The following is an 18,970-nucleotide window of genomic DNA, read 5'->3' as shown; positions in this document are numbered from 1 at the left end:
CGGCTCAGCCGGCGGCCCGCAGGTTGCTGTCCAGGGTGGTGTCCGGGGTGGCGGCCTTGGCGAAGTTGCCGCCTTGGGCGGCGACCTGTTCGCGGACCTTCTCGACGATGTAGGCGCCGATCGGAATGGCCGAGGTGGCGGCCGGCGACGGCGCGTTGCAGACGTTGACGCTGCGCCTGGTGTTGACGAAGAGGAAGTCGTCGATCAGCTTGCCGTCGCGCGACACGGCCTGGGCGCGCACGCCGGCCGGGTACTCGGTGAGGTCGCTCTTGACGATGCTCGGGCAGTACTTCTGCACTTCCTTGAGGTAGCCGCCCTTGAACAGCGAGTTCTTCATCTCGATCAGGCCGGGGCGCAGGTTCTTCGCCAGCACCTTGAGGATGCCCGGCGAAGTCAGCGTCTCGAACAGGTCGGAAAGGCTGACGTCGGTCTTGCGGTAACCCTCGCGCTTCATCGCCAGCACCGCGTTGGGGCCGACGGTGACGGTGCCGTCGATCATCCGCGTCAGGTGCACGCCGAGGAACGGCATGGACGGGTCGGGGATCGGGTAGATCAGGTGGTTGACGATCTGGTTGTGCTGCTTGGGCAGCAGGTAGTACTCGCCGCGGAACGGGCAGATGATGAACTGCGGCTCCAGGCCCAGCATGCGCACGATGCGGTCGGCCATCAGGCCCGAGCAGGTGACCAGGTAGCGGCCGCGGAACTCGTTGTCGGTGGTGCGCACCACCACTTCCTCGGCGCGTTCGTCCAGCGTCGTCACCTCGGCGTTGTAGCGGATCTCGCCACCGGCGGCCTGGAACTCGCGGCCCATGGCGGCGGTGACTTCGGCGTAGCTGACGATGCCGCTGGAGGGCACGAAGATGCCGCCCATGCCGACGATGTTCGGCTCGCGTTCGCGCAGCTCGCCGGCGCTCAGCCAATGGCGCTCCAGGCCGTTGGCCGCGGTGCGTTCCCAGAGCGCCCGCATGCGCTCCATCTCCAGCTCGTTGGTGGCCACCAGCAGCTTGCCGCATTCGTCGTAGCGGATGCCGTGCTTGTCGCAGAAGGCCTTGGTGGCCTTGTTGCCGGCCAGGCAGAACTTCGCCTTGAGGCTGCCGGGGGTGTAGTAGACGCCGGCATGGATCACGCCGCTGTTGTGCCCGGTCTGGTGGCGCGCCGGGCCGGCTTCCTTCTCCAGCAGGAGGATCTTCGCGTCCGGGTAGACCTGGGTGAGTTGCATCGCGGTGGACATGCCGACGATGCCGCCGCCGATGATGATGAAATCGTACACAGCCATTACCTCGCGCACTGGCTCAGCTGAAAAAACTCCACAGGAGGAGCCGGCGGCGGAGGTCGTGCGCGGACGCTTCGCCAGCCGGCCCTCCCCTGTGGAAAGGGTGACGCGTTGGGGATTACTGGCCGCGCTGGTACAGCGGTTTCTGGTAGGCGATGTAGCCGCGTTGGCGCATCAGCTCGCGGCGCAGGCCCTCGTGCGGGGTGAAGCGGTCGCGGCCGTGCAGCCAGAACAGGTTGTTGATCAGCACGAAGCAGCCCTGGGGCACCGGCACCGAGAGCTTGGCCGGGCTGGTCTCCAGGGAGTCGGACAAGGCGTTCAGCCAGATGCCTTCCTCGAAGTCCTTCGGCTGCACGAACTGGTCGATGTAGCGCATGGTCGGGCGGCCTTCGGCGTCGCAGTCGAACACCGCGTGGAACACGTCCTCGCTGACCTTCTTGCTCGGCGGCGCGGTCCAGCGCATTTCGCGGCGGGCCAGCGGGTGGCGGTAGAACTCGTCCAGCTCGTTCCAGTCGTCCAGGTGCAGCAGCAGCGAGTTGCCGCCCTCCATGTTCTTCTCTTCGATCTTCATCATCAGCACGTAGTCGGTGATCTGATTGACGAAGGTGCCGTCGTTGTGCAGCTCCATCACGCGGTGCGGCTGGCGCAGGTAGCTGTCGGAGTTGTCGCTGTTGACCACCACGAAGCGGGCGTAGAACTGGCCGCTCATGGCGTCGTAGTTGGAACGGCCGATCAGGTGCGCGATGGCGGTGGAGAACTTGACCATGTCCTCGGCCTGGGCCACGTCGTCCAGGCCCTCGGGCTTGACCAGCATGCCGCCGGTGGCGCGGTCGAGGATGGTGTTCAGCAGCACCGGGCGCAGGGTGCCTTCGCACAGCTCGTCGAGGATCTGGGCGACACGGAAGCGCAGGAACGACTTGTACTCCAGGGCCTGCACCGGCCACTGCGCCACCGCCTCGACGAAGGCCTGCACGGTTTCACGGGCGAAGGTCAGTTCCAGCAGGCGCGGCGACTGCGCCGAGGGCGCTACCGAGTAGCCGCGGGTCTCCAGCGGCAGGGGCATGGCGAGGTCCTGGATGGAGGTGAAGGCGTTCATGGCGGTGTCCTGGCAATGATGGGGTGGCGCCGTCCGGCAATGACCTGGATCAGGCGGGCAGGAGAAAAATATCGCCACAAAATAAAAATGTCTACATTTTTATTTTTCGACGACAAATAGGCGTCCTGTCTATTGTTTTTCGTCCATACGACATTTGGGTATGATCCAGCGCAAATCCCCACAGGAGCTGGATTTGGAAGCGATCGCCCCCCGTCAGAACTCGGCCGTCAGCGGTTACGAGTGGCTCAAGAAGGACATCATCCGCGGCGTCTTCAAACCCGGCGAAAAGCTGCTGATGAGCACCCTGAAGGAGCGCTACGACCTGGGCGTGGGCCCGCTGCGCGAGGCCCTGTCGCAACTGGTGGCGGAGCACCTGGTGGTGGCCATCAGCCAGAAGGGCTACCGCGTGGCGCCCATGTCGCTGGAAGAGATGCAGGACATCTACGATGCCCGCGCCAACCTGGAAGCGATGATCGTCGGCCTGGCCATCCAGCGCGGCGACGACGCCTGGGAGGCGCAGGTGCTGGCGCACTCGCACACCCTGGCCAAGGTGGTGGAGGTGAAGACCCGCGAGCAGCGCCTGGACGTCTGGGATGAGCGGCACAAGGCCTTCCACACCGCCATCGCCCAGGGCTGCGGCTCCAAGCACCTGCTGCAGGCGCGCACCTACCTGTTCGACCAGGCCGAGCGCTACCGCCACCTGTGGCTGACGCACACGGTGTTCTCCGAGCAGGCCCTGGAGCTCAAGCGCCAGGAGCACGCCGCGCTGGTGGAGGCGATCCTCGCCCGGGATGCCGCCAAGGCCAGCGAGATGATGCGCAACCACCTGATGACGCCGGTGCCGATCATCGCGCAGATCATGCGCAACGGCGGCCTGGGCGATTCCGCCCGCTGACGCCGGGCGTCGGCCGGCGCCACCCGCCGCGGCCGCAGCGCTAGACTGAAACGACGCCCCGCCGAGGGGCCGCCCGCCCCGGGCCGGCAATGACGCGCGAACCGCGGCTGCCGGCACGCGCCCGTCCCGGGCCGGCGCCTGCCCTGCCCCGCTGTTCGCCGCGCGTATGGAGAACCGGCACCTCCCGCCATCCACCCGGAGCCCCCGCCGCCGCACGGGCGCCCGACAGCGGAGGAGTTGCCATGGACGAAGCCAAACTCAACGACTTCATGGGCCGTCTGGTCGCCGACATGGGCGGCGCGGCCATGCTGGCGAACGTCATCCTCGGCGACGAACTGGGCCTGTACCGGGCCATGGCCGACAACCAGCCGGTAAGCCCGCAGGCCCTGGCCGAGCGCACCGGCTGCAACCCGCGGCTGCTGCGCGAATGGCTCAGCGCCCAGGCCGCCGCCGGCTACCTGGAGCACGAAGGCGGCAACTTCCGCCTGCCCGAGGAACAGGCCATGGCCCTGGCCATCGAGGATTCGCCGGTGTACGTGGCCGGCGGCGCCGGCGTGCTGGCCGCGCTGTACCAGGACAAGGACAAGCTGCTGGCCGCCATGCGCGGCGACGGCGCCCTGCCCTGGGGCGACCACCACCCCTGCCTGTTCCGCGGCACCGAGCGTTTCTTCCGCCCCGGCTACCGCGCGCACTTGGTGGACGAGTGGCTGCCGGCGCTGGACGACGTGGTGGCCAAGCTGCAGAACGGCGCGCGGGTGGCCGACATCGGCTGCGGCCACGGCGCTTCCACGGTGATCATGGCCCAGGCCTTCCCGGCCTCGCGCTTCGCCGGCTTCGACTACCACGCGCCCTCGGTGGAAACCGCCAGCCAGCGCGCCCGCGAGGCCGGCGTCGAAGACCGCGTGGCCTTCTCCCAGGCCAGCGCCAAGGACTACCTGGGCGAATACGACCTGATCTGCTACTTCGACTGCCTGCACGACATGGGCGACCCGGTGGGCGCCGCCCGCCACGCCTTGCGCCACCTGGCGCCGGACGGCACGGTGCTGCTGGTGGAGCCCTACGCCGGCGACCGCCTGGAGGACAACCTGACGCCCATCGGCAAGCTGTTCTACGCCGCCTCGACCTTCATCTGCACGCCCAACTCGCTGTCCCAGGAAGTGGGGCTGGGCCTGGGCGCCCAGGCGGGCGAGGCGCGGCTGCGCGCGGTGTTCGAGGAAGCCGGGTTCACCCGCTTCCGCCGGGCGGCGGAGACGCCGTTCAACCTGATCCTGGAGGCGCGGCCCTGAGCGGTAGGTGCGGATAATCGCGGACGGAGTTCCTACAGTTTCAGGTAGCACGGTCGTAGGAGCGGACCTTGTCCGCGATAGCCGGACGCACCGGCGCGATTCGCGGATAAGATCCGCTCCTACGCCATTCTCGGCACCGTGCCTCCTGTAGGAGCGGGCCCTGCCCGCGATTCGCGCGCAGGGCGCGCTCCCATGGGAATGGCGCGGGTGGGGCTGCGTAGGGCGTATAACCGTTCGCGGTTATCCGCCGCCTCACCTTTCTCATCGACCCTGCCTCGGTCGATCCGGGGGAATGCGTGACCCACGCCAAGCTCGACACCGAGCGAGCCGGTAACCAAGGTCAAACGGCGGATAACGCCGTAGGCGTTATGCTCCCTACGGGTTTCAGGCGCGGAAATGGCTCGGCGGCTGGCCGCTCCAGCGCTGGAAGGCGTGGCGCAGGCTGGCGGTTTCGCTGAAGCCGAGCTCCTCGGCGATGCGGTAGATGGGCATGTCGCCGCCCTGCAGCAGTTCCTTGGCGCGGGCGAAGCGCAGTTCGTCGAGCAGTTGCTGGTAGCTGGTCTGCTGTTGCTGCAGGTGACGGCGCAGGCTGCGCGAGGAGCAGTTCAGGCGCCGCGCCAGTTCCTCCAGGCCCGGCGGCGCCTGCAGGCGCTCGCCGAGGATGCCGCGGACCTTGTCCAGCCAGGCGCGGCGGGCGGCCAGGTCGACGTTCTGCCGGCGGCACTGTTCGAGCATCTCGCGGTGCGTCACCGGGTCGGCCAGCGGCAGGCGGCGTTCCAGCCAGGCGGCGGGGAAGCCGAAGGCGCTGCGCGTGGCGCCGAAGCGCAGGCCGCAGGCGAAGCCTTCGGCGTAGGCGGCCTCGCGCTCGGGCGGGCCGGCATAGTCGAACTCCGCGCACAGCAGCTCCAGCGGCTGGCCCAGCAGGTCGCCGCAGGTGACCTTCATCGAGCCCAGGCACAGTTCGGTGTTGAACGGCCGCAGGGCCTCGTCCTCGCTGTAGCCGATGGCCACCAGCCAGGCCACCTCGCCTTCGACCTGCAGCGACAGGTGGAAGTAGGTGCCCAGCAGCACCGGGTAGCTCAGGCCGATGCGCAGCGCCTCGCCGAGGGTCGGCGCCGAAAGCAGCGCATAGCCCAGCAGGCCGTAGGCGGAAATCCGCGTGCGCAGGCCCAGGCGCAGGCCCAGGGCGGGCTCGGCGGCCAGGCGCTCGGCGTTGGCGAACACCTGCTGCTCCTGCCAGGGGCTGACCAGGCGGCGCAGGTCCACCAGGTCGGCGGCGGTGATGCCGCTGCCTTCGAGGATGCCGTCGCGCTCATGGCCTTCGGCTTCCAGCAGGGAAACCGTCAGGGTGGTCATGTGCAGGGAGTTGAGCCAGGTGTTGCGGGAAAAACTGGTTCCGGTCATGTCTTGCCCATCGGTGCGCTGCGCCGTGCCCGCGATGTTACCGTCGCGGGCATGGGATTTGGCAAGGCAAAGGCGGCAATTGCAGGAGCGGGCCCTGCCCGCGATTCGCGCGCAGGGCGCGCTCCTACAGGGGAGCGCGATGGTTGGCGCAGAGCGGGCTCACCCGCGCGAAAGGAAGCGCATCCCCTCTTCCAGCCCGCGCAGGGTCAGCGGGTACATCTGGTCCTTCACCAGTTCGCGCACCAGGTTGGTGGAGGCGGTGTAGTTCCAGGTGTCCTTCGGGTACGGGTTGATCCAGATGAGCTTCTTGTACTTCTCCATGAAGCGCTGCATCCACACGTAGCCGGCTTCCTCGTTCCAGTGCTCGACGCTGCCGCCGGCCTGGGTGATCTCGTAGGGCGCCATGGCCGCGTCGCCGACGAACACTACCTTGTAGTCCGGCCCGTACTTGTGCAGCAGGTCGAAGGTGGCGGTGCGTTCGCTGGTGCGGCGCAGGTTGTTCTTCCACACCGACTCGTAGATGAAGTTGTGGAAGTAGAAGTATTCCAGGTGCTTGAACTCGGTCTTGCAGGCCGAGAACAGCTCCTCGCAGACCTTCACGTGGGCGTCCATGGAACCGCCGATGTCCAGCAGCAGCAGGAGCTTCACGGTGTTGCGCCGCTCCGGGCGCATCTGGATGTTGAGCAGCCCGGCGTCCTTGGCCGTGTGGTCGATGGTGCCGTCGATGTCCAGCTCTTCCGCCGCGCCTTCGCGGGCGAACTTGCGCAGGCGGCGCAGGGCGATCTTGATGTTGCGCGTGCCCAGCTCGACCTGGTCGTCGAGGTTCTTGTACTCGCGCTGGTCCCACACCTTGGCCGCCTTGCCCTGGCGCTTGCCGGCATCGCCCACGCGGATGCCCTCGGGGTTGAAGCCGCCGGAGCCGAACGGGCTGGTGCCGCCGGTGCCGATCCACTTGTTGCCGCCGGCGTGGCGTTCCTTCTGCTCTTCCAGGCGTTTCTTGAACTCCTCGATGAGCTTGTCCAGGCCGCCCAGGGACTGGATCTGCGCGCGCTCCTCGTCGGTCAGCAGGCGCTCGAACTCCTTGCGCAGCCACTCCTCGGGAATCAGCGCCTTGAGGTGGTCGTCGAGCTTCTCCAGGCCCTTGAAGTAGGCGCCGAAGGCCCGGTCGAACTTATCGAAATGGCGCTCGTCCTTCACCATGATGGTGCGGGCGAGGTAGTAGAACTCGTCCATGTCGGCGAACACCACGCGCTGCTGGAGCGCGTTGATCAGGTCCAGCAGCTCGCGCACCGACACCGGCACCTTGGCCGCGCGCATTTCGTTGAACAGGTTGAGCAGCATGGCTGCACCCTCGTGTATTCGTTGACACCCAAAATCGTTCCAGGGGCGGCGAGCTAGAGCCAGGCAAGGCGGGGACAGGCGAGGAAGCGGAGTTTACGACTGTAAATGAGCATTCCTCGCCTGCCCCCAACGCAGCATGGCCGACGCGCAGCCGTCCCTGGGGCGATTTTTCAGCGTGAAGCGCGGCGGCTCATGAAAGCCAGGCGCTCGAGCAGCTGCACGTCCTGCTCGTTCTTCACCAGGGCGCCGGCCAGCGGCGGGATGGCCTTGGTCGGGTCGCGCTCGCGCAGCACCGCCTCGCCGATGTCGTCGGCCATCAGCAGCTTCAGCCAGTCGACCAGCTCGCTGGTGGAGGGCTTCTTCTTCAGGCCCGGCACCTTGCGCACGTCGAAGAAGATGTCCAGCGCCTCGCTGACCAGCGAGGCCTTGATGCCCGGGTAGTGCACGTCGACGATCTTCTGCAGCGTCTCGCGGTCGGGGAAGGCGATGTAGTGGAAGAAGCAGCGGCGCAGGAAGGCGTCCGGCAGTTCCTTCTCGTTGTTCGAGGTGATGATGATGATCGGCCGCTGCCTGGCCTTGATGGTCTCGTTGGTCTCGTAGACGTAGAACTCCATCTTGTCGAGTTCCTGCAGCAGGTCGTTGGGGAACTCGATGTCGGCCTTGTCGATCTCGTCGATCAGCAGGATGACGCGCTCGTCGGCCTCGAAGGCCTCCCAGAGCTTGCCCTTCTTGATGTAGTTGCGCACGTCGTGGACCTTGTCCACGCCCAGCTGCGAGTCGCGCAGGCGGCTCACCGCGTCGTATTCGTAGAGGCCCTGGTGGGCCTTGGTGGTGGACTTGATGTGCCAGGTGATCAGCTTGGCGCCGAAGGCTTCGGCCAGCTGCTCGGCGAGCATGGTCTTGCCGGTGCCCGGCTCGCCCTTCACCAGCAGCGGGCGCTGCAGGGTGATGGAGGCGTTGACCGCCAGCTTGAGGTCGTCGGTGGCGACGTAGGACTGGGTGCCTTCGAACTTCATCGGGGAATCCTCGAACGGTATCGGCCGGGCCGCTGCCCGGGCTGCAGGAACTGGGAGACAGACTGCGACTATACCGCGCAGCTCCGTCGACTGTGAACGCAGGCATGGCATTCAGTCACTGAATGCACGGCCATTCATCCATTCGTCGAAGGCTACCGGCGCGTACCACCCTCTCACCGGGGCCGCCGGCCTGGAGCCGACCTTTCCGACGGTTTCGCGGCTTTACGGCCAGGGCGCCGGGGAATAGGCTGGTGGGTCAGCATCGATCCACAAGGACACCCATCATGAGCCGCATCTTCGCAGACAACGCGCAGTCCATCGGCAACACGCCGCTGGTCCAGATCAACCGCCTGGCCCCGCGCGGCGTCACCATCCTGGCCAAGATCGAGGGCCGCAACCCCGGCTACTCGGTGAAGTGCCGCATCGGCGCCAACATGATCTGGGATGCCGAGTCCAGCGGCCGCCTGAAGCCGGGCATGACCATCGTCGAGCCGACCTCCGGCAACACCGGCATCGGCCTGGCCTTCGTCGCCGCCGCGCGCGGCTACAAGCTGGTGCTGACCATGCCTTCGTCGATGAGCCTGGAACGGCGCAAGGTGCTCAAGGCCCTCGGCGCCGAGCTGGTCCTCACCGAACCGGCCAAGGGCATGAAGGGCGCCATCGCCAAGGCCGAGGAGCTGGTGGCCAGCGATCCGGCCCAGTACTTCATGCCGGCGCAGTTCGACAACCCGGCCAACCCGGCGATCCACGAGAAGACCACCGGCCCGGAAATCTGGAACGACACCGACGGCGCGGTGGACGTGCTGGTGGCCGGCGTCGGCACCGGCGGCACCCTCACCGGCGTGTCGCGCTTCATCAAGAACACCAAGGGCAAGCCGATCCTCTCGGTGGCCGTGGAGCCGACCAGCTCGCCGGTGATCAGCCAGACCCTCGCCGGCGAAGAGGTCAAGCCCTCGCCGCACAAGATCCAGGGCATCGGCGCCGGCTTCGTGCCGAAGAACCTCGACCTGGCCATGGTCGACCGCGTCGAGCTGGTCGGCGACGACGAGGCCCGCAGCATGGCCCAGCGCCTGATGCACGAGGAAGGCATCCTCTGCGGCATCTCCTGCGGCGCCGCCATGGCCGCCGCCGTGCGCCTGGCCGAGGAGCCGGCCATGCAGGGCAAGACCATCGTGGTCATCCTCCCCGACTCGGCCGAGCGCTACCTGTCGAGCATGCTCTTCGAAGGCGTGTTCGACGAGCAGGAAATGGTGCAGTAAGCCCCCCGCGCCGCCCCACTGCGGGGCGGCGCCCCGCGCGGCGGCCCTTTGCCACTGTCTGCGGACCCGCGGGCAACCGCGCCCCCTCCAAATCCTCCGGCAATCCGGTTATTCCTTGAGCAGCCGCGGCCCCACCCCGGCCGCGCCACTACCGTTTGCCGTCAGGAAACAACAATGAAAACGACCGCACCGCTGTCCAGTGCCCTAGCGCTTTCCCTCACCCTGGGCGTCGCCGCCGGCGCCCAGGCCGAGTCCCTGAAGATCTACAACTGGTCCGACTACATCGCCCCCGACACCGTCGCCAACTTCAGCAAGGAAACCGGCATCCAGACCACCTACGACGTCTACGACAGCAACGAGACGCTGGACGGCAAGCTGATGACCGGCAAGTCCGGCTACGACATCGTGGTGCCGTCCAACCACTTCATGGCCAAGCAGATCCAGGCCGGCGCCCTGAAGAAGCTGGACAAGAGCCAGCTGCCCAACTGGAAGAACCTCAACCCGGTGCTGATGAAGGCCCTGGAGGTCAACGACCCGGGCAACCAGTACGGCTTCCCCTACCTGTGGGGCACCACCGGCATCGGCTACAACCCGGCCAAGGTCAGGGAAGTGCTGGGTACGGACGCACCGGTCGATTCCTGGGACCTGTTCTTCAAGCCCGAGTACATGCAGAAGCTGGCCAAGTGCGGCGTCGCCGTGCTGGACAACGGCCCCGAGCTGCTGCCCATCGCCCTGAACTACCTGGGCCTGCCGCACCACAGCCAGAAGGCCGAGGACTACAAGAAGGCCGAAGAGGCGCTGATGAAGGTGCGCCCCTACATCGCCTACTTCCACTCCTCGAAGTACGTCAGCGACCTGGCCAACGGCAACATCTGCGTGGCCGTCGGCTTCTCCGGCGACATCCTGCAGGCCGCCACCCGCGCCAAGGAAGCCAAGAACGGCATCGAGATCCACTATTCCACGCCCAGGGAAGGCTCGCCGCTGTGGTTCGACATGGTCGCCATGCCGGCCGACGCGCCCGACGAGAAGGCCGCCTACGCCTTCATGAACTACCTGCTGCGCCCGGACGTGATGGCCGGCATCAGCAACTACGTGCACTACGCCAACGGCAACCTGGCCGCCGAACCGCTGGTGGACGCGGCGATCAAGGCCGACCCGGCGATCTACCCGCCGCAGGACAAGATGGCCAAGCTGTTCGCCCTGCAATCCATGCCGATGAAGATCGACCGCTTGCGCACGCGCATCTGGACCAACGTCAAGACCGGCAAGTAAGCCTCCGCACGACGTACTGAACGAACGGGGGCGGTGACGCCCCCGCTTCCTGACCGGCCGGTCGGCCATGTCGCTTTCGCCGCCCCCGGAGTCTGGCTAAGCTCGCTGCACATCCATGAACGAGATGCGCCCCATGAGCCATGCCCAGATCGCGCAGACCATCCTCGACGGCTTCGACGTCTACCGCGAGCGCTTCAAGCAGATCACCGATGGCGCCCAGGCGCGCTTCGAGCAGGCGCAGTGGCAGGAGATCCAGCGGACCTCGGCCGAGCGCATCGACCTCTACGAGGAGAAGGTCGCCGAGACGGTGGCGCGGGTCGGCAGCCGCTTCAGCCCCGCGGAGCTGCTGGACGTGGAGCGCTGGCCGCTGATCAAGAGCGCCTACATCGTCCTGATCGACCCGCGCAACGACGACGAACTGGCGGAAACCTGGTTCAACTCGATCTTCTGCGGCCTGTTCAGCCACGACAACATCAGCGACGGCACCATGTTCGTGCACACCACGCGGCCGTCGCTGCGGCCCCACGCGCGCGACCCGCACACCCGCCTCTACCGGCCCCGGGGCAACCTGCGCCAGGCGCTGCAGCAGATCTTCGCCGACTACCGCTTCCAGGTGCCCTACGAAGACGCCGAAGGCGACCTGGCGCGCCTGGACGCCCTGCTGCACAGCAACCTGCCGGACTGGGTGTGCAAGGACCCGGAGCTGGCCCTGGAGCTGATCGGCTCGGTGTTCTACCGCAACAAGGGCGCCTACCTGGTGGGCCGCCTGTTCACCCCCGACGAGCAGTGGCCGCTGGTGTTCCCGCTGATCCACCGCGAGGGCCGCGGCATCCGCTTCGACACCGTGATCACCGACGAGGCGGAGGTGTCGATCATCTTCTCCTTCACCCGCTCCTACTTCATGGTCGACGTGCCGGTGCCGGCGGAGCTGGTGGCCTTCCTCAAGCGCCTGCTGCCGGGCAAGCACATCGCCGAGCTGTACACCTCCATCGGCTTCTACAAGCAGGGCAAGAGCGAGTTCTACCGCGCCCTGATCAACCACCTGGCGAGCACCGACGACCGCTTCGTCATGGCCCCCGGCGTGCGCGGCATGGTGATGAGCGTATTCACCCTGCCCGGCTTCAACACCGTGTTCAAGATCATCAAGGACAACTTCAACCCGGCCAAGACCGTGGACCACGCCACCGTGGTGCAGAAGTACCAACTGGTGAAGAACCACGACCGCGTCGGCCGCCTGGCCGACACCCAGCAGTTCGCCGACTTCCGCTTCCCGGTGGCCAAGTTCGAGCCCGAGTGCCTGGCCGAACTGCTGCAGGTGGCGCCTTCCACGGTGGTGATGGAAGGCGACGTGGTGCTGATCCGCCACTGCTGGACCGAGCGCCGCATGACCCCGCTGAACCTCTACCTGGAGCACGCCACCGAGGCCCAGGTGCACGAGGCGCTGTACGACTACGGCCTGGCCATCAAGCAACTGGCAGCGGCGAACATCTTCCCCGGCGACATGCTGCTGAAGAACTTCGGCGTCACCCGCCACGGCCGCGTGGTGTTCTATGACTACGATGAGATCAGCTACCTCACCGAGGTGAACTTCCGCCACATCCCGCCGCCGCGCTACGAGGAGGACGAGATGTCTTCCGAGCCCTGGTATTCGGTGGGGCCGATGGATGTGTTTCCCGAGGAGTTTCCGCGCTTCCTGTTCGTCGACCTGAAGCTGCGTCGGTTGTTCGCCAAGTTGCATGGCGATCTCTATGACGCGGATTACTGGAAGGGGCTGCAGGCGCAGATACGGGCGGGCAAGGTGATAGACGTGTTCCCCTATCGGCGTAATGAGTTGCCGGAGAGGGTGTTGGAGGAGTAGGAGCGAGCTTGCTCGCGAACCCCGCAGTCACTGGGTTCCCGCATTCGCGGGAATGATGAGGGGGAGATGGGCGTCTCAGGATAACTCCAAACTCCCCACCCCCTCCGAACAGCCCCCTCTCCCTTCAGGGAGAGGGTTGGGGAGAGGGCGCTCTTACCCCCCAACACCGCAGCCACCGGTAACCACTGTTCGCGAGCAAGCTCGCTCCTACAAAAAAATCCGTTCACCCCCGAAACGCCTGCCGATAGGCACTCGGCGACACCCCCAGCGCCGCGCTGAAATGCTGCCGCAACGAAGCCACCGAGCCGAACCCCGCCAGCGCCGCCACCTCCGGAATAGGCTGTTCGGTGGACTCCAGCAGCCGTTGCGCCAGGGCCAGGCGTTCGCCGCGCAGCCAGTCGCCCAGGGTGCTGCCGGTGAGCTGGCGGAAGTGGCGGCTGAAGCTGCGCCGGCTCATCAGCGCGCGTTCGGCCAGGCTGTCCAGGTCGTGGGGCTGGTCGAGGCGTTCGCGTACCCAGTCGAGCAGGCCGGAGAGGCGGTTGTCCCGCGCCGTGGCCGGCAGCGGCTGTTCGATGAACTGGGCCTGGCCGCCCTGGCGGTGCGGCGCCACCACCAGGCGGCGGGCCTGCTGGTTGCTCAGGCCGGCGCCGCAGCGCTGGCGCAGCAGGTGCAGGCAGCAGTCGATGCCGGCCACGGTGCCGGCGGAGGTGAGGATCGGGCCATCGTCGACGTAGAGCACGTCCGGCTCCACCCGCACCTGGGGATAACGCTGGGTGAAATAGTCCGCCCACAGCCAGTGGGTGGTGGCCCGGCGGCCGTCCAACAGACCGGCCTCGGCCAGGACGAAGGCGCCCAGGCACAAGCCCACCAGTTGCGCGCCGCGCGCATGCGCGGCCACCAGGGCGTCGAGCAGGGCCTGCGGCGGGCGTTCCGCCGGCTCGCGCCAGCTCGGCACTATCAGGGTATCGGCGGTTTCCAGCGCCTCCAGGCCGTGGCGCGTATCGATGGCGAAGCCGGCCGTGGTGTTCAGCGGCCCCGGCTCGGCGGCGCAGACCTGCAATTCGAAGCGCGTGCGCGTCCCTCCCGGGTCGCCCTCGCCAAACACCAGGCAGGGCACCGAGAGGTGGAAGGGGCTGATCTGGTCGAAGGCCACCACGGCCACGCGATGGGTTTCCATGGGCATCATCCGGGCAAGGCTTTGGCCCGATTCTAGCGAAAGCTGTCTTGCGGGCCACTCACGCCGACCGCCGGCCCCTGCGCAGAATGGCCCCATCCCCACTCCAGCGGAGACACCCAGCATGAGCAACGCCCCGAAACGCGCCCTGATCGTCATCGACGTGCAGAACGAATACTTCAGCGGCAACCTGCGCATCGAATACCCGCCGGTCGGCGACTCGCTGCCGAACATCCTGCGCGCCATGGACGCCGCCCACGCCGCCGGCATCCCGGTGGTGGTGGTGCGCCACCAGGCCCCGGCCGGCGCGCCCATCTTCGCCCCCGGCAGCCACGGCGTGGAACTGCACCCGCAGGTGGCCGAGCGCCCCCGCGACCTGCTGCTGGACAAGAGCAAGGCCAGCGCCCTCAGCGACACCGGGCTGGGCGACTGGCTGCGCGAACGCGGCGTCGACACCCTGACGATCGTTGGCTACATGACGCACAACTGCGACGACTCCACCGCCCGCCAGGCCGCCCACGAAGGCTGGCAGGTGGAATTCCTCGACGACGCCAGCGGCTCGCTGCCCTACGCCAATAGCGCGGGCGCGGCCACTGCCGAGGAAATCCACCGGGTGTTCAGCGTGGTGCTGCATTCGTCGTTCGCCGCGGTGGCCAGCACCGCCGACTGGCTGGCGGCGGTGGCAAGCGGCAAGGCCCTGGAGCGCGACAACATCTACGCCTCCAACCAGCGGGCCATCAACGCCCGCGGTTAGGAAAATGGCGGATAACGCCGTGGCGTTATCCGCCCTACGCGAGGACCATCATGGACGTAGGGCGAATAACCGTTCGCGGTTATCCGCCGCCTGACCGCCCTCCCCGTCCCGCACGGCGTCCAACCGGCCCTCATCAGCTCCAATGCCGCCGCGCGACGTTGCGGTTGTCCCCCAGCCCCGCCAGCGCCCCGACCGAAACGATCAGCAGCTCGACGATCCAGGCCAGCAGCAAACCGCCGCCCAGGGCCCAACCGATCGCCTCCGGCGCCAGCACCACCTGGTAGCTGTAGCCGTCGAGGGTCTCCTGCAGCAGCTCGCGGTTCGGCGCGCTCAGCAGGTGCCAGGCGCGGGCGTACCAGGGGCCCTGCAGGGCCTGCCATTCGTTGTCGAACAGCTTGGCGCGGCGCAGCAGGCGCTCGACGTTATCGCCGTCGCGCTGGAACACCGGGTCCGGGCTGCCGCGGTAGTGCGCCACCAGGGCGTCGAGGTCGCCCTGGAAGTACTGCCCGGCGGTGTTGCGATAGCCCTCCAGGGCCTGCAGGGCCTCCTGGCGGTGGGCGTCGACGCGAATCGAATAGTCCTTGATGAAACCCGGCACCTGCACCCCGACCAGCAGGCCGAGGGCGAAAAGCACCAGGCGGATGTAGCTGCGCAACATGGGAGTCCCCCTCTCAGACGCGGCCCTGGTCGAGAATCTCGCCGCGCCACCAGAGCATCCACTCGCCGCTCTGCTGCACCGACCAGTGCTCGTTGTCGGTCAGCGGCTCGGTGGCGATCACCGTGACCACGTCGTTGGGCGTGGTCTCGGACTGGAAGTCCACGGTCAGGTCGGCGTCCTTCAGCCGCGCCGGGCCGAAGGGCGCGCGGCGGGTAATGTACGCCAGCTTGCTGGAACAGAAGGTGAACAACCAATCACCGTCGCTCAGCAGGCAGTTGAACACGCCCTTCTGGCGGTACTCGGCGCAGGCGCAGACCAGCGTCGGCAACAACACCTCCACCGGCACCGGCTCGGGGAAGGCCCGGCGCACGCGGTTGAGCAGGTCGCAGAAGGCCGCCTCGCTATCGGTGTCGCCCACCGGCCGGTACAGCCCCGGCGGCGGCGCGAAGTCGGCCAGTTGGCCGTTGTGCGCGAAGGTCCAGTAGCGCCCGCCCAACTCGCGCACGAAGGGATGGGTGTTGGACAGGCAGACCTTGCCGACGTTGGCCTGGCGGATGTGGCCGATCACCGTCTCGCTCTTGATCGGGTAGCGCTGCACCAGGCGCGCCACCTCCGACTCGACGCTGGCGCTCGGGTCCTGGAACAGGCGCACGCCGCGCCCCTCGTAGAAGGCGATGCCCCAGCCGTCGCGGTGCGGGCCGGTGCCGCCGCCGCGCTGCATCAGGCCGGTGAAACTGAAGACGATGTCGGTGGGGACGTTGGCGCTCATGCCGAGCAGTTCGCACATGGTCAGCGCTCCTGTGGCAGGCGGTCGCCCGGCACGGACTGGAAGGTGGAAAGGGAAATCAGGCGCCGGCCTGGCGCGAAGGTCTGGGGCAGCATCGGGCTCGTTCCGCTACGGCTATGCCGCCATGCTGAACGCCGGGCGGGCGCCGCGCAAGGGCGGCGCCGGGCTCGCTCAGAGGCGCGGCTCGATGCGCATGCCGCGGTTGCCGTTGCGCTCGTCGGCGCGGCTGTCGTCCACGTCGGGCATCAGCTGCGGCTGCATGAGCTGGCGCATGGTCGGCTCGTTCTCCGCCTCGGCGCGCTGGCGGCGGTTGCGCGCGGCACGCTCGATGGGCCAGCGCACGGCGACGAAGATCAGGTACACGACGAAGGCCGCCAGCAGCACCAGGGCCAGGTCGGACACGGCGCGCCAGGCGTTGTTGCCCACCTTGAACAGCACGTCCAGGGCGGTGATGGCGATGGCCGGGGCGTATTCGTTGTTGGCCGGGTCAACCGGCGTCGGAGTGAACAACAGCACGAGCACGATCACCCGCAGCGGTTCGCGCAGCCAGCGCCACATCCAGCCGGTCATCAGGAACCAGACGACCAGGAGTCCGAAAGCGGCGAACAGGTAGACGCCCCAGGCGAGTTGATAATCGTGTTCGTTCATGCGCGTGCGTGCGATGGCGGCGGAAGGGGGCTTATGATAGCCGCTTTTCCCCACGGGTGCGCAGCCGGGTGTCACCCCTGCCCCGCCAAGGAGCCGCCATGACCGACCGCCAGCCCCCCGTCGCCCGCCGCGAAGCCGCCGCCGATCCCTACGCCTGGCTGCAGCACCGCGACAGCGCCGAAGTGCTCGACTACCTGAAGGCGGAAAACGCCTACCTCGAAACCGAACTGGCCGGCCAGGCCGAACTGCGCGAGCAGCTGTTCCAGGAGATCAAGGGCCGCATCCGCGAGACCGACCTGTCGCTGCCCTCGCCCTGGGGCCCGTGGCTGTACTACCAGCGCACCACCGCCGGCGACGAATACCCGCGCCACTATCGCTGCCCGCGCCCGGCCGACGACTCGCTGAGCGTGGACGAAAGCGCCGAGCAACTGCTGCTGGACCCCAACGAACTGGCCGCCGGCGGCTTCCTCTCCCTCGGCGCCTTCAGCATCAGCCCCGACCACTCGCGCCTGGCCTACAGCCTGGACACCAGCGGCGACGAGATCTACCGCCTGTACGTCAAGGACCTGGCCAGCGGCACCGTGGAGGAACTGCCCTTCGACGACTGCGACGGCAGCATGACCTGGGCCAACGACAGCCGCACCCTGTTCTTCGGCGAGCTGGACGACACCCACCGCCCGCACAAGCTGTACCGCCACACCCTGGGCGAACCCGGCGCCGAGCAGGTGTTCGAGGAGCGCGACGGGCGCTTCTTCCTGCATTGCTACCGCGCCAGCTCCGAGCGCCAGCTGGTGCTGCTGCTGGGCAGCAAGACCACCAGCGAGGCCTGGGTGCTGGATGCCGAACAGCCGCGCGGCGAGTTCCACTGCATCGCCCCGCGCCAGGAAGAGCACGAGTACCACGTCGACCACGGCCTGTTGGACGGCGAATGGACCTGGTTCATCCGCAGCAACCAGAGCGGCATCAACTTCGCCCTCTACAGCGCCAGCGAAGCGGCGCCCGACCGTGAGCACTGGCGCGAGCTGATCGCCCACCGCGACAGCGTGATGCTCGAAGATCTCACCCTCAACCAGGACGCCTTCACCCTCAGCCTGCGCGAGGGCGGCCTGCCGATCGTCGAGGTCCACGCCGCCGGCCAGGCGCCGCGCCGCGTGGAGCTGCCGGACGCGGCCTACAACCTGTACGTGCAGGACAGCCTGGAATTCCACAGCACGGCCATCCGCCTGCGCTACGAGGCGCTCAACCGCCCCGCGCAGATCCGCCAGTTGGGCCTGCTCGACGGCGCCCAAAAGGTGCTCAAGGAAACCCCGGTGGAAGGCCCCTTCGACGCCGACGCCTACGAAAGCCGCCGGCTCTGGGCCAGCAGCGTCGACGGCGTGCAGGTGCCGATCAGCCTGGTGGGGCGCCGCGAGGTGCTGCAGGGCATCGCCGCCGGCCGCCCGGCGCCGCTGTACCTGTACGGCTACGGCGCCTACGGGGCGAGCCTCGATCCCTGGTTCTCCCACGCTCGCCTGAGCCTGCTGGAGCGCGGCTTCGTCTTCGCCATCGCCCACGTGCGCGGCGGCGGCGAACTGGGCGAGGCCTGGTACCGCGCCGGCAAGCTGGCCAACAAGCAGAACAGCTTCAGCGACTTCATCGCCTGCGCCGAGCACCTCTGCGCCGAGGGCTACAGCACGCCGCAGCAGACCGTGATCAGCGGCGGCAGCGCCGGCGGCCTGCTGATGGGTGCGGTGCTCAACCAGCGCCCGCAGCAGTTCGCCGCGTGCATCGCCGAGGTGCCCTTCGTCGACGTGCTCAACACCATGCTCGACCCGGACCTGCCGCTGACCGTCACCGAGTACGACGAGTGGGGCAACCCGCAGGAGCACGAGGTGTACGAGCGCATCCGCGCCTACGCGCCCTACGAGAACGTCTGCGCCCAGGACTACCCGGCGCTGCTGGTGGTGGCCGGCTACAACGACAGCCGCGTGCAGTACTGGGAAGCGGCCAAGTGGGTGGCCAAGCTGCGCGCCAGCAAGACCGACGACAACCTGCTGCTGCTCAAGACCGACCTGGGCGCCGGCCACGGCGGCATGAGCGGGCGCTACCAGGGGCTGAAGGACGTGGCCCTGGAATACGCCTTCGTGCTCAAGGTGCTGGGCCTGCTGGAGCCGGCCTGATGCCAGGTGACATGGAGCCTGTCTGGCGCTGAGCCGGGGTGGGAGAAGAGCCGGTTCGGTGTGTTGCTGTTCGCGTGGTTTCTCTATATT

16 protein-coding genes are annotated in these 18,970 nt (G+C 67.6%); 7 read left to right on the top strand and 9 right to left on the bottom strand.

What is annotated here, in order from left to right; translation table 11 throughout:
• Window positions 1–4: 4 nt before the first annotated feature.
• A complete protein-coding gene (gene lhgO / locus PM1_RS08915; RefSeq protein ID WP_009623560.1) occupies window positions 5–1,270 on the bottom strand; it encodes an L-2-hydroxyglutarate oxidase in 1,266 nt (421 codons plus the stop codon).
• A gap of 121 nt (window positions 1,271–1,391) precedes the next feature.
• The gene (glaH, locus tag PM1_RS08910) at window positions 1,392–2,369 is read right to left on the bottom strand and encodes a glutarate dioxygenase GlaH (protein ID WP_009623561.1); all 978 of its coding nucleotides are present in this window, start codon (window positions 2,367–2,369) and stop codon (window positions 1,392–1,394) included.
• Window positions 2,370–2,562: 193 nt separating this feature from the next.
• Here glaH and csiR point away from each other — a divergent pair, with 193 nt between their 5' ends.
• Together csiR and PM1_RS08900 are read left to right on the top strand one after the other, a co-directional pair.
• Complete coding sequence (csiR, locus tag PM1_RS08905) at window positions 2,563–3,264, top strand: DNA-binding transcriptional regulator CsiR (protein ID WP_024128569.1); 702 nt, start codon at window positions 2,563–2,565, stop codon at window positions 3,262–3,264.
• A 242-nt stretch (window positions 3,265–3,506) separates the two neighbouring features.
• Window positions 3,507–4,550, top strand: coding sequence for a class I SAM-dependent methyltransferase (locus PM1_RS08900; RefSeq protein ID WP_009623563.1), 1,044 nt, complete (start codon window positions 3,507–3,509; stop codon window positions 4,548–4,550).
• Between the two features lie 384 nt (window positions 4,551–4,934).
• Here the strand turns inward: PM1_RS08900 and PM1_RS08895 are convergent, their stop codons facing one another.
• From PM1_RS08895 to PM1_RS08885, 3 genes are all read right to left on the bottom strand, one after another.
• On the bottom strand, window positions 4,935–5,954 hold the full coding sequence (locus PM1_RS08895) for an AraC family transcriptional regulator (protein WP_009623570.1): 1,020 nt from the start codon (window positions 5,952–5,954) through the stop codon (window positions 4,935–4,937).
• Between the two features lie 159 nt (window positions 5,955–6,113).
• Window positions 6,114–7,295 (bottom strand): vWA domain-containing protein, encoded by a 1,182-nt coding sequence (locus tag PM1_RS08890; protein ID WP_009623572.1) that lies wholly within the window; start codon window positions 7,293–7,295, stop codon window positions 6,114–6,116.
• 170 nt (window positions 7,296–7,465) lie between these two features.
• Window positions 7,466–8,311, bottom strand: coding sequence for an AAA family ATPase (locus PM1_RS08885; protein ID WP_009623574.1), 846 nt, complete (start codon window positions 8,309–8,311; stop codon window positions 7,466–7,468).
• 284 nt (window positions 8,312–8,595) lie between these two features.
• Between PM1_RS08885 and cysK the strand changes: the two genes are divergently transcribed.
• From cysK to aceK, 3 genes are all read left to right on the top strand, one after another.
• Entirely contained in the window at window positions 8,596–9,570 is a 975-nt protein-coding gene (gene cysK / locus PM1_RS08880; protein WP_009623576.1) for a cysteine synthase A, read from the top strand.
• 174 nt (window positions 9,571–9,744) lie between these two features.
• Window positions 9,745–10,842, top strand: a complete 1,098-nt coding sequence (locus PM1_RS08875) for a polyamine ABC transporter substrate-binding protein (RefSeq protein WP_009623578.1) — start codon at window positions 9,745–9,747, stop codon at window positions 10,840–10,842.
• Window positions 10,843–10,975: 133 nt separating this feature from the next.
• Complete coding sequence (gene aceK, locus PM1_RS08870; protein ID WP_009623580.1) at window positions 10,976–12,700, top strand: bifunctional isocitrate dehydrogenase kinase/phosphatase; 1,725 nt, start codon at window positions 10,976–10,978, stop codon at window positions 12,698–12,700.
• Window positions 12,701–12,923: 223 nt separating this feature from the next.
• Here the strand turns inward: aceK and PM1_RS08865 are convergent, their stop codons facing one another.
• Entirely contained in the window at window positions 12,924–13,877 is a 954-nt protein-coding gene (locus tag PM1_RS08865) for a GlxA family transcriptional regulator (RefSeq protein ID WP_009623582.1), read from the bottom strand.
• Window positions 13,878–13,998: 121 nt separating this feature from the next.
• Here PM1_RS08865 and PM1_RS08860 point away from each other — a divergent pair, with 121 nt between their 5' ends.
• A complete protein-coding gene (locus PM1_RS08860; RefSeq protein ID WP_009623584.1) occupies window positions 13,999–14,628 on the top strand; it encodes a cysteine hydrolase family protein in 630 nt (209 codons plus the stop codon).
• Window positions 14,629–14,761: 133 nt separating this feature from the next.
• On the opposite strand, the gene PM1_RS08855 is transcribed toward PM1_RS08860, so the two are convergent.
• The 3 genes from PM1_RS08855 to PM1_RS08845 all read right to left on the bottom strand — a co-directional run bounded on the left by PM1_RS08855 (window position 14,762) and on the right by PM1_RS08845 (window position 16,721).
• Window positions 14,762–15,286, bottom strand: a complete 525-nt coding sequence (locus tag PM1_RS08855; RefSeq protein ID WP_009623586.1) for a DUF2937 family protein — start codon at window positions 15,284–15,286, stop codon at window positions 14,762–14,764.
• A 13-nt stretch (window positions 15,287–15,299) separates the two neighbouring features.
• Window positions 15,300–16,073 (bottom strand): class II glutamine amidotransferase, encoded by a 774-nt coding sequence (locus tag PM1_RS08850; protein ID WP_009623588.1) that lies wholly within the window; start codon window positions 16,071–16,073, stop codon window positions 15,300–15,302.
• 171 nt (window positions 16,074–16,244) lie between these two features.
• Complete coding sequence (locus PM1_RS08845; RefSeq protein ID WP_009623590.1) at window positions 16,245–16,721, bottom strand: hypothetical protein; 477 nt, start codon at window positions 16,719–16,721, stop codon at window positions 16,245–16,247.
• A gap of 98 nt (window positions 16,722–16,819) precedes the next feature.
• On the opposite strand from PM1_RS08845, the gene PM1_RS08840 reads away from it, so the two are divergent.
• Complete coding sequence (locus PM1_RS08840) at window positions 16,820–18,880, top strand: S9 family peptidase (protein WP_009623591.1); 2,061 nt, start codon at window positions 16,820–16,822, stop codon at window positions 18,878–18,880.
• Window positions 18,881–18,970 lie beyond the last annotated feature (90 nt).

Source organism: Pseudomonas sp. M1, from assembly GCF_022760135.1.
In the GTDB taxonomy this organism is placed as follows: Bacteria; Pseudomonadota; Gammaproteobacteria; order Pseudomonadales; family Pseudomonadaceae; genus Pseudomonas; species Pseudomonas citronellolis.
The sequence above is the reverse complement of the archived record's forward strand: the minus strand, read 5'-3'. Positions and strand labels throughout refer to the sequence as shown.